11 protein-coding genes are annotated in these 10,550 nt (G+C 30.1%); 3 read left to right on the top strand and 8 right to left on the bottom strand.

Annotated elements, in window-relative coordinates:
- On the top strand, positions 1 to 717 hold a 717-nt coding region (locus H6553_12125; GenBank protein ID MCB9034578.1), incomplete at its 5' end, for an NAD-dependent epimerase/dehydratase family protein.
- A gap of 5 nt (positions 718 to 722) precedes the next feature.
- Here the strand turns inward: H6553_12125 and H6553_12120 are convergent.
- The 4 genes from H6553_12120 to H6553_12105 form a co-directional block, all read right to left on the bottom strand.
- Positions 723 to 1,550: an outer membrane beta-barrel protein gene (locus H6553_12120; GenBank protein ID MCB9034577.1), complete on the bottom strand. Its 828-nt coding sequence runs from the start codon at positions 1,548 to 1,550 to the stop codon at positions 723 to 725.
- Positions 1,551 to 1,561: 11 nt separating this feature from the next.
- Positions 1,562 to 2,305, bottom strand: a complete 744-nt coding sequence (locus H6553_12115) for a PCMD domain-containing protein (protein ID MCB9034576.1) — start codon at positions 2,303 to 2,305, stop codon at positions 1,562 to 1,564.
- A gap of 127 nt (positions 2,306 to 2,432) precedes the next feature.
- Positions 2,433 to 3,740 carry a peptidoglycan DD-metalloendopeptidase family protein gene (locus H6553_12110; GenBank protein MCB9034575.1) on the bottom strand — a complete coding sequence of 436 codons (1,308 nt, stop codon included), beginning with the start codon at positions 3,738 to 3,740 and terminating at the stop codon, positions 2,433 to 2,435.
- Positions 3,733 to 4,527, bottom strand: coding sequence for a DUF4292 domain-containing protein (locus H6553_12105; protein MCB9034574.1), 795 nt, complete (start codon positions 4,525 to 4,527; stop codon positions 3,733 to 3,735). The genes H6553_12110 and H6553_12105 overlap by 8 nt, the downstream gene beginning before the upstream one ends.
- Before the next feature lie 109 nt (positions 4,528 to 4,636).
- Here H6553_12105 and H6553_12100 point away from each other — a divergent pair, with 109 nt between their 5' ends.
- Both H6553_12100 and H6553_12095 read left to right on the top strand, forming a co-directional pair.
- Positions 4,637 to 5,314: a hypothetical protein gene (locus H6553_12100; GenBank protein MCB9034573.1), complete on the top strand. Its 678-nt coding sequence runs from the start codon at positions 4,637 to 4,639 to the stop codon at positions 5,312 to 5,314.
- Complete coding sequence (locus H6553_12095; GenBank protein ID MCB9034572.1) at positions 5,311 to 5,892, top strand: hypothetical protein; 582 nt, start codon at positions 5,311 to 5,313, stop codon at positions 5,890 to 5,892. Before H6553_12100 ends, H6553_12095 begins: the two co-directional genes overlap by 4 nt.
- Before the next feature lie 2 nt (positions 5,893 to 5,894).
- Here the strand turns inward: H6553_12095 and H6553_12090 are convergent, their stop codons facing one another.
- The 4 genes from H6553_12090 to H6553_12075 form a co-directional block, all read right to left on the bottom strand.
- Complete coding sequence (locus H6553_12090) at positions 5,895 to 6,197, bottom strand: hypothetical protein (GenBank protein MCB9034571.1); 303 nt, start codon at positions 6,195 to 6,197, stop codon at positions 5,895 to 5,897.
- Positions 6,198 to 6,300: 103 nt separating this feature from the next.
- Complete coding sequence (locus H6553_12085; protein ID MCB9034570.1) at positions 6,301 to 7,275, bottom strand: IS110 family transposase; 975 nt, start codon at positions 7,273 to 7,275, stop codon at positions 6,301 to 6,303.
- A 481-nt stretch (positions 7,276 to 7,756) separates the two neighbouring features.
- Entirely contained in the window at positions 7,757 to 9,541 is a 1,785-nt protein-coding gene (locus H6553_12080; protein MCB9034569.1) for a tetratricopeptide repeat protein, read from the bottom strand.
- A complete protein-coding gene (locus H6553_12075; GenBank protein ID MCB9034568.1) occupies positions 9,542 to 10,543 on the bottom strand; it encodes a nucleotidyltransferase in 1,002 nt (333 codons plus the stop codon).
- Between the last annotated feature and the right edge of the window lie 7 nt (positions 10,544 to 10,550).

Here is a 10,550-nt window from a genome sequence, read left to right as displayed (position 1 = left end):
CAAGTAGTTTATCCAAAGCAAAGAAAAGAACAAGATTTATTGAATGGAAATTTTGAATGTACCTGTCCAATTTCTGGTAATGCCGTTGATTTGTTAGCAACAGATGAAAATTCTGCCATTCAACCTAATTCTATTTATGGTTTAAGCAAATATCAGCAAGAACAAGCCATTACCATTTCGTGTAGTGCAATTAATGTTCCTTTTGTTGCATTTAGATATCAGAATGTATATGGAGCAGGACAATCATTAAGCAATCCATATACTGGAATTTTGGCAGTGTTTTCTAATCTTATTAAACAAAATAAAAGCATTAATATATTTGAAGATGGCAAAGAAAGCAGAGATTTTGTATATGTAGATGATGTAGTGAGTGCTACAATAGCTGGAATTGAGAAAGAAAAAGCGAACAACGAAATTTTTAATATTGGATTTGGTGTATCGACAGATGTATTAACTGTTGCTAAAACACTAATGAAACACTACAACAATGAAGTAGATTTTACGATTAGTGGCAACTTTAGAAAAGGCGACATCAGACATAATGTAGCAGATATTAGCAAAGCAAAGCAATTATTAAATTATCAACCAAAATATACTTTTAATGATGGTATTGCCTTATTCACACAATGGGTAAATGAACAAAACATTGATGCAAACAGCAATCAAAACTATCAGCAATCATTGGAAGAGTTAAAAAGCAAAGGTTTAATGAAGTAAGTTGATTATATCTTCTTCTCTGGTTTAAATCTTTCTCTAGCACCTAAACGATAACCTAAAGTGCCTTGTAAAAACACATGGTGATAAGTTCCTGGTGGTGCGGTAAAGCTTTTCTTAAACATAGACGCAATGCCAGTATTTACTTTTAAATCGAAATTAAAGCCATTGGGTAATTGAGCATTAGCACCAACATTAAAGCCATAATCAAATTTATTAAATTGGTCACTTTGGTCAAAAGGCACATCATCACCAACTTTAAAATCGCTACTAGAACCATCTCCAAGTACTACTTCAGTAGCTTGACCAGTCATTCCTCCTTTTAATAAAATAGAAAAATAACCACCTAAACTAATGCTCCAAACTTTGTTGATATGAAAGTTGGCATGTATAGGAAAACCGAAAAACTTATTATCGAATAAGCCATCTCTTACAACAGCATAATAGATATTTACCGTATCGGAAACTTGTGTTGTAGAACCATCAGGAAGTGCAATATCTATTGGTCCTATAAAAGTAAAGTTAGCATATGGTGTTTGAAATCTTGTTCTATTCCAATAATACATCGCACCTAATTGAATAGACCATCTGTTTGAAAAATAATATCGAGTATCTAAACCTAAAACTGGACTAGGAAATGGAACGCCTTCTGCTTTTTCTACTAGTGGTCCTAGTGGAAATGCTAAATTCATTCCCATTCTAATACCAAAGTCGAATTTGCTCATTTTCTCTACAGCAACTTTTTCTCTTTCTTTTTTAGATTTAAAGGTTTTGTACTTTGCAAAACCATTGCTCATTAAACAAACTAAGATAATTAGTATAATATTGTGCTTCATCTTCTTTTCTTTTAGTAATAGGTGACCGAGACATCATCAACAATAAGCGTGTTACCTACTTGTCCTTTTAATTCATCGCCTTCTTCGCTAGAGGCAAAGTATAAAACTAAACTTTCTGGTGTGGCATTAGAATAATATTGTGGTGTTAAAACGAATTCTGTCCATTCTGTTTTAGTTTCATGTGTAATAATTCTATCAAAACAAACGGTTTCTGTTTGTCCGTTGCTTAGTTTTCTTGTTTGATAGCAGTAGAAACTACAAGAATCTTGCTGAACTGACCAAAACTTGTACCAACCTCTTACTTCTTTTACTTTTTTATTAAACGGTTTTCCAAAGCTAATCGATTGTAGTGGATTTTGAAAGTTAGGTGCAAATGTACCAGAAGCTACAGTACCAGCCGTTAATAAAGCTCCCCATTTTTGTGTTTTCATCATACAGCCATATTTTCCAGAGCGAGCACTATCGCCAGTTACTGCTGTAACAGTAATAGGAATAGCACCAATAATATCATTGGCTTTACTTGGTGTAGCCCAAAAACAAGTAGGTGTTGGCTCTTGATATCTACCAGACGGCGATGTTGTCCAAGCTTCAAAGTCTAAGTTAGGAATTTCTTGATAATAAGGTGTCCCTTCTTTTAAATCATTACAATTTAGAGAATTGTCTTTTAAAACAGGTTTTTCAATTTTGATTTTAGTACAAAACGCAAAAATGAAAATTATAAATAAAAAACTTATAATAATGTTTAATCGCTTCATCTAGTGTTCGTTTTTTTCAGCTTACAAATTTAACAATAATGCATTTCAAAGAAATCACTGTTATTGGTTAGATGTGCAAAACTGAATGATTCAATAAAATTAAGTCAATTTAAATTTAAAAAAAGCTTTACTTATTAACAATCCAAGAAGAAGGATTTAGCTTTTCGGTGCCTTTCCAAATTTCTAAATGTACTTCTGTAATATTATCATCATCGGTGTAAGCTGTACCTATTACTTGTTTGGTACTTACTTTGTCGCCTTTTGCAACATTAACTGCATCTAGTTTAGAATATACAGAAAAGTAATCGCCATGATTTACAATAACTGCATTTTTAAATGTAGGATTGTTAATTATTCCAATAACAGTACCTTCAAACAAAGTTCTGACACTAGCACCATTATTGGTTCTAATATCAATGCCATTATTTTCTATGGTAACGCCTGGTAAATCTGGATGTTCGTATTTCCCAAATTGTTTAGCAATAAATCCAGAAGTTACTGGCCAAGGTAGCTTGCCTTTATTCCCATAAAAATTATTACTTAGTGCAACAGCTTCTGGTGTTTTGGTAATTGGAGTTGTAGTAGTGGTTGTTTTTTCTTCTGTCTTGCCTGTGGTTGTTTTTTCGTTGGTGTTTTTTGCTGCATTTTTCTTAGCTTCTTCTTCGGCTTTCTTTTTGGCTTCTAGCTCCGCTTTTTTCTTAGCTTCTTCTATTTCTTTTTTAATAATTGCAGCAATTTGATTGTCGAGTTTTTGTGCTGCTGCTTGTTTTTTCTTAATGTCTGTTTGAAGTTCTTTTTCTTTGCCTTTTAAATCTTGAACTATTTTGTTTTTGGTTTCTAAGGTTTTATTTAGTTCATCTTTTTCGCCTACTTGAGTTGTTAGAAGTGCTACTTTATCTTTCTTTTTTTGTTCGATGATTTGTATTGTACTCGTAATTTCTTTTTGTGCTACTTGTATTTCTTCTGCTTGTTGATTTCTAAAAACGGCATATCGTCTTAAGTAATTTACTCTTCTTAATGCTTCGGAAAAAGAATCGGCACTAATAATAAATAATAATTTATTGGCAAACTTACTTTGTTTATAGGTTAATACAATTGCTTGAGCATATTCATCTTTGAGTTTAGATAAGTCTTTTTGCTTTTCTTCAATTAAATTTTGTTTTTGGTTGATTTGGGTTTGATACTCGTTGACTTGCTTTTGTGTGTTGTTTACCAAATTTCGTTGTAGTGATATTTGTTTGTTTACCGAATTTAAATCTGCCAAAGAAGCATCTTTATTCGCTTTAGTTTGATTGAGTAATTTTTTTGTCTGAGCAATTTCATTTAAAATTTGGTCGCGTTTTTTTTGTAATTGTGTTTTACTATTTTGAGCAAAAGCAAAACCAGTTATTATACTAATAATTACAAAAACAGCTATGTTGCGACTATTACTCAAACGAATACTTTTCATTTAAAGAAAACGGAAAATCAAGTGCTTTTAATATGTCAATATTTTGGAACTCAACATCCATTGCAAAGGTATTGTTTTGACTTACAATTTTCAAACTCCTTTTATACGCAAAATGTTTATTATTTATTGTTTGATAATCGTCATAAGATGAATATATATTTTGCTGCATCATTTTATCGTTGATTTGTATGCTTTGAATTAAGTTTTGTTTGTTTAATACTATTATTGTAGTAAACCTATTGTCTATTGCTTTGAGTGTTGTGTTGGCTTGCGTTTCATCTAACTGTAATTTACTTGCATCAATTAAGAAAGGCAATCCTAATAGTATTTTTTCTATATCTCTAAAAGATAAATTGGCTTGTGTTTTTTCTTTGATGAAAGAAAGTGGTTGAACAATGTTCCTTTTATTTAATCTATCTACAATAAAAACACTATCAGGTTCAATTAAAACTCTTGCACCTTCAAATCCAAAGAGCGACATAGACATCCAAATTTTATTGTTTTTGTGCCAACGCAATTGTGTATTAAAACTTTGGTTGATGTTTCCCATTTGTGCTTTGGTTTTCATTTTAGCAGAGAGAAACTCAAATGGCAATTCGTTATTGTAAATATTTTGTAGCAATGCCATTACCTTTGGATTGCTGTTATAAATACTATCGGTAGTTGTTTGATTATTGTCAACTATCGGTTGCGTTGTTTTGTCTTTTGGTCTATTACAAGCAACTGTTAATAGTGTAAAAACTATAATTGAAAGGTAAATTGTTCTTTTCATTTGTAAGTAGAATCAAATATTGTGCTAAAATAATTAATCTTTGGTATTTTAAAGTTAGACAATATTAGTCTTAAATATTTATAGTATATTTAAGTATAAAAACTATACTATGGAAATTAAGAAAATAATGATTATTGCCATGTACTTTTTTATACAATTAGTACTAAGTGCTTGTAATCCTTGTGAAAGTAAATATTTAGGCACTTATGAGTTTAAAATTGATTCTATAAATTTCTTTAACTCATCAAATTATTATTATTATGATACTTTTGTAGCTATCGATACTATTCATGAAAATGACTATTTAAGTTTTTCAGTTATTTTAAATATTGCTGCCACAAAAATTGCAAGAAACAACAACAGCTTTTCTTTTGGCAATACTTGTTATGCCTATTCCTTTGAAAAGTGTTTTAACTATACACATTACAAAAACACAAACTTAATAGATAGTATTGTAATAGTAAGTAATAATGATTTTAATAACATATTAGCAGAAAATAATCTAAATAATAAATTTAAAGTATTAAGTACTATTAATCAGCGTGGAGAATCATATAGTATAACAGATACCTCTATTATAAACATAACAAAGACTTTAAACCTCAACACATTTGCAAATTCAGATAGAGATTATTATCATAATTCTTCAGGTTTTGACCAATTATTTTTTGAATTAATATTAAAAGAAAGACCATTACCTAATAGCTCTCAGAGGTTTACAATTTGGTTCTATTTTCAAGATGGTTTAATTTTAGAAAGCACAACAAAGGAGTTATATTTTTTATGAAAAAATCATTATTAATTTTACTATTTGTTATTTTTCAAAATAGCTTTTCATCAGAAAAAAAAGATGCAACAGTACAAGTAAGTTTTTTTAATCCTGTAGGATTTAGATATATAGACTATAATCCAAATAATTATAACTTTTTTGCAGAATTCTTAACCTTATTTTCCTATCCATCTATAGTAGTAAACGGAGATTATTATTTACACAATACTTTTTGCATAGGAAGTTCTTTTGCGGTTGGAGGTATAAAAAACTATTTTGAAACTTCTTTTAACCTTACAGCTAAATATCAGTTTTTACAAATGATTTATGATGTAAGAAATAAATCAAGTAAAGGAAATAATAGAGAATTATACTTTCCAGTTTTTATTGGTTTTTATCATTTTAAAGCAACTGATTACGATGCATTTTTAAATGAAACTATTATTACTAATAGGACTAAAGTAAATTGGGGTTTTGCTATTGGATATAAAAAGTTTACAAAAAACGAAAAACTATATTTCTTTGGTGAGTTTGGTAAAACAGAGATTTCGGGTATAAAATTTGGTTTAGGTTATAAGTTCAATTTTAAAAAATAAATCTATCGCTCTGTTATGCAAAGCAAGTTAACTATGTCGCCGACCATACAAATTGATGCTCCCATTTGTGTTTCGTACCTTATCCAAACTTTTTTGTTGTCTTCTAGTGTAATGTTGAATTTGTCTAAGTTTTTCGGTTCTAAATAAGTGCCATCTTCTAATTGTATTATCCAAGTGCAACCATCAAATCCTGTAAAATCTTTTAATGTTGCTTTTTTGGCTCCTGGACATTCTTTTTTGGCTTTATTGCATGATGAAAAAAGCAATACGCAACTAAATAGTAATATAGAAAAATAGTTTTTCATTGGTTATAGCTTTATTTAAATTGTATATCAAGTGAAAACACCTGATATGGTGTGAGATTGCCACATTTTTTTCGTACATCAAAAAATTCGCAATGTTCTGTGCTTAAAAACAAACTTTTTGCATAAAATTTTCATTATATACTTCTTTATTTTTTGCTATTGCAAAGGCTTGTTTTAATAACTTATTAGCTATTGCTATTTTTACTACTCTTTCTGCTTTGCCTTTGGCAATTAATCTTTCATACATTGCTATACATGCTTTATTTAGTTTCTTGGCTGACCAACTACACATATACAATAACTTCCTTATTTGCGATTGTCCCATTTTACAAATATGTCCTCTGCCTCGCACACTTGTTCCTGATTCATACTTTCTCGGACTTAGTCCTACATATGCAATTAACTGTCTATAATTATCAAATTTTTTAAAATTATTGGTAATTACAGTTAACATGACGGCTGTTTTTTTACCTATACCTGGTATTGTTGCTAAACGCTCTAGAGTGTCTCCGTATGTTTGTTCTGATAATAATCTAAATCTTGTTTCTAATTTTTCTTTTCTTCTTTTTAGGGTTTTTATATGTTGATTTAGTTCTTGCTTTAATGATGAACTTAGTATACCACTGCTCGTATGTGCTTCTAACTGATGTTGTGTCTGACTTACTTGTTTACTTAATAACTCTATTGTGGAATATAGTTGTTTTAACTCCATTACTTCTTTATCTTGAGATTGCCATAACTCTGGATTTTGTTCTATACCATACATTGCTATGGTTTGTGCGTCTTTCTTATCTGTCTTTGCTCTTTGAAGTTTCATTTGACTGTATCTTCTTATAACCAAAGGATTTACTACACTTACTTTTATATTATTCATTTCTAAATACAAAGCTAATTGTAGATAATAACTGCCACTTGCTTCCATTACAACATGACTCTGTTCTGAAATAAACTTACATAACTTTTTAAATCCAAGTTTGTTGTTTTCTAATACATGATGTTGCCATTTACTAGTTTTGCTGTCTAATAATGCTACATCAAATGTTTGTTTACTAATGTCAATTCCTATAACTTTACTCATAATATTGTTTTTTGTGAAAAGTAATACTACACTAACTTATCTATCCTTAATACAAGCTTTATGCTTAATGTTCTGTTCAAGTTTTTGTAGTAATGGGTAAAGGGATTAACATTGCGAACGGTCTTTTTGACTAATGACAAACTAAAATCTTACTCTTTACCCTTTACTTTTCCTGTTAATAATTTCTACTAATTTAATTATTTATACAAACATAGGATGGGTAAAGGGATTAACATTGCGAACGGTCTTTTTGACTAATGACAAACTAAAATCTTACTCTTTACCCTTTACTTTTCCTGTTAATAATTTCTACTAATTTAATTATTTATACAAACATAGGATGGGTAAAGGGATTAACATTGCGAACGGTCTTTTTGACTAATGACAAACTAAAATCTTACTCTTTACCCTTTACTTTTCCTGTTAATAATTTCTACTAATTTAATTATTTATACAAACATAGGATGACGATTCTTCGCTCCTACGGTAAGTCTTTCTCTTTGATTTTCTTTTCAAGTGCTGCTTTGTCACCACCTTTGTCAATAGCTGAATTCCATTGTTTCACAGCATCATCTACTTTGCCTAATTTGAATAAAATATCGCCATAATGTTCTAGCAATTCTGCTCTGTTTTGAGCGTTTGGAAGTGCTAGTGCGTCTTCAATCCAAATTAAAGCTTCTTTATAATTTTTTTGCTGATACATTATCCAAGCATAAGTATCTATAAAAGCAGAATTGTTTACTTCTAGTAAGTTTGCTTTTCTACTCATTTTTTCTGCTTTTTCTAGTTGTTCATATCTTAAAGACAAATAATAAGCATAGTTGTTGAGTGTAGTTGCATTATTAGCATCAATTTCTAAAGCTGCTTCGTAAGCACTGTCCATCGTGTTGTACTTTTTTGCTTCGTAAGCAATGTCGCCAAGCGTAGTAAGCATTTGCAATTTTAACTGATAGTTTAATGGATTGCTTTCTTTTTCTGTATTTAAACCAGCTTGAATGGCATGGTATGCTTTGCTATAATTTTTTAATTGTTGATTGGCAATGGCATTGTAAAAATAACCAAATGGATTCTCTGGATTTTTTTCCATACCTAAAGCCGAATTCTTTTCTAATCCAAGTGTGTCATTTAATTCAGAACATAAAATATAAGTTTGCAACCAAATGGTACTAGGAACAGAATCGTAGCTAATTGCTTTTTCGTATAATGCAAGTGCTTCTTCTTTTTTATCGATATTGTATAATACATCTGCTCTTGTTGCAATTGTTTTTACATTATTTGGATAAAGTTGTAGCAGCGTTTCTGACATATCTAACAAGATTTGTTGGATTTCTTTTTTGTCTTCATCTGTACCAACATCTAACTTTTCAAACAAAGGCAATAAGGTGATGATTTTAGTATCGATGTCTATGTTTTTGTTTTCAAATAATTTTTTAATGTAATTGTTATACTTGGTTTCGTCGCCTTGTTTTCTATATACTTCTGCTATATAAGTAATTGCCATGGCATTATCTGGACTTCTATCTAACAGTCTTTGATAAGTGCTTAATGCTTGATTGTACAACTCTTTAGATTCGTACAATTCACCCATCATCAAATAATAATTTTCATTATCTGGATTTTGTTTGATGAGTTTTTCTATATCGTTTACTGCTTCTTCTAACTTGTTTTCTTTAAGCCATAAATTCTGTTTGATATAAACCAATTCTTCATCAATACCAATTTTTTGTTCTAGTAAATTGTAGGTTTCTAGTGCTTTTTTTATATCGCCAGATTTTGCATAGAAATAAGCTAAATCGTAGTAGTAATTATACTCTCTTGGATTGATGTCAATAAGTGATTTGTATACATTAGCTGCTTCTTCAAAATTGCCTTTTTGACTATACGCTTCTGCTAAGTATAAATAATAGTTTTCGTTTTTATTATCGTACTTTATTGATTGCTTTGCATACACAATTGCCAAATCGTAATTTTGGTTTAAGTAATAAATTCTAGCCAACTGGTACATTGCTGTATGATTGGTTGGATCTTTCTGCAAAATTCTATTAAAACCAACTACAGCATCTTCATAATTACCTAGAATCATGTCTTGCATTGCGTCTATAAGCAAGGTTTCTTGTTGTAGTGTTTCTTTTGCTGTAAGCGTTTTTGTTTTTTCTACAGTAGTTGTAGTAGTTTTATTTTTTTTGCTCTTTTTATCTTTCGCAAAACTTGGTACTGCCAAAACAATGGCAAGCATCAAAAGTGTTATGTTTTTTATTATTGTCATTTAGTTAGAACTTGAATAATCACCTAAACTCCACGATTCTGCATCTGCATTTAATTTAACAAACATACCAACCATGGCTTCATTTAAAACTTTATTGGTAATATGTGTGTTATTTTGAATCAAAGAATTATTTATAATACTATTTTTAATTACTGAATTATTGCCAATGCTAACATTAGGTCCAATTACAGCATTCTCTAAAATAACGCTTTCGCCAATAAAACAAGGTTGTATTATAATAGAATTAACATTATTTATAGTAGCAGGAATTTGTAATTCATCTTTTTTAATGTTTAACATTCGTTGATTGGTATAAACTGTTGCTTGTTTGTTACCACAATCGAGCCACTCTTGCATTTCACCTGGAAAAAACTGACTGCCTTTGTTTTTCATATTTTCCATAGCATTGGTTAGTTGATATTCGCCTTTTTCTTTAATCTCGTTATCAATTAAATATTGTAATTCGCTATTTAAATATGCTCCGTCTTTAAAATAATAGATACCAATAATTGCTAAATCAGATACAAAGGTTTGTGGTTTTTCTACAAAATCGGTGATATAGCCATCGCTACTTAATTTTACTACGCCAAATGCTTTTGGATCTGCTACTTTTTGTACAAAGATAACGCCATCTTTTGTCGTATCTATGGTTTGATTGCACCTAAACAAAGTATCTGCAAAAGCCACTATTGTTTTGCCTTGCAATAAATCTTTAGCACACAAAATAGCATGAGCTGTTCCTAATGCTACTTCTTGATGAAAGATATGTCCTTTTGCTCCAAGACTATCTGCAATTGCTAATAATTGTTGTTCTACTGCTGTGCCAAAATCGCCAATAATAAAACCAATGTTTTCTACTTTTTCAGGACAAATAGCAATTAAATCTTTTACCAACCATTCTACAATTGGTTTGCCTGCAATATTGACTAAAGGTTTTGGCGTAACTAAAGTGTGAGGTCTTAATCGAGTACCTCTTCCTGCCATAGGTATAATAATGTTCATTGTATTG

The organism is Chitinophagales bacterium (genome assembly GCA_020636535.1).
Classification (GTDB): domain Bacteria; phylum Bacteroidota; class Bacteroidia; order Chitinophagales; family JADIYW01; genus JADJSS01.
Note: the sequence above shows the minus strand (reverse complement) of the source record. Positions and strands in the feature narration are given on the sequence as shown.

Bases quoted from the DNA above. Each gene is read 5' to 3' on its own strand.
- H6553_12120 (MCB9034577.1), bottom strand. From the start codon at position 1,550: ATGAAGCACAATATTATACTAATTATCTTAGTTTGTTTAATGAGCAAT.
- H6553_12115 (MCB9034576.1), bottom strand. From the start codon at position 2,305: ATGAAGCGATTAAACATTATTATAAGTTTTTTATTTATAATTTTCATT.
- H6553_12105 (MCB9034574.1), bottom strand. From the start codon at position 4,527: ATGAAAAGAACAATTTACCTTTCAATTATAGTTTTTACACTATTAACA.
- H6553_12100 (MCB9034573.1), top strand. From the start codon at position 4,637: ATGGAAATTAAGAAAATAATGATTATTGCCATGTACTTTTTTATACAA.
- H6553_12095 (MCB9034572.1), top strand. From the start codon at position 5,311: ATGAAAAAATCATTATTAATTTTACTATTTGTTATTTTTCAAAATAGC.
- H6553_12090 (MCB9034571.1), bottom strand. From the start codon at position 6,197: ATGAAAAACTATTTTTCTATATTACTATTTAGTTGCGTATTGCTTTTT.
- H6553_12085 (MCB9034570.1), bottom strand. From the start codon at position 7,275: ATGAGTAAAGTTATAGGAATTGACATTAGTAAACAAACATTTGATGTA.
- H6553_12080 (MCB9034569.1), bottom strand. From the start codon at position 9,541: ATGACAATAATAAAAAACATAACACTTTTGATGCTTGCCATTGTTTTG.
- H6553_12075 (MCB9034568.1), bottom strand. From the start codon at position 10,543: ATGAACATTATTATACCTATGGCAGGAAGAGGTACTCGATTAAGACCT.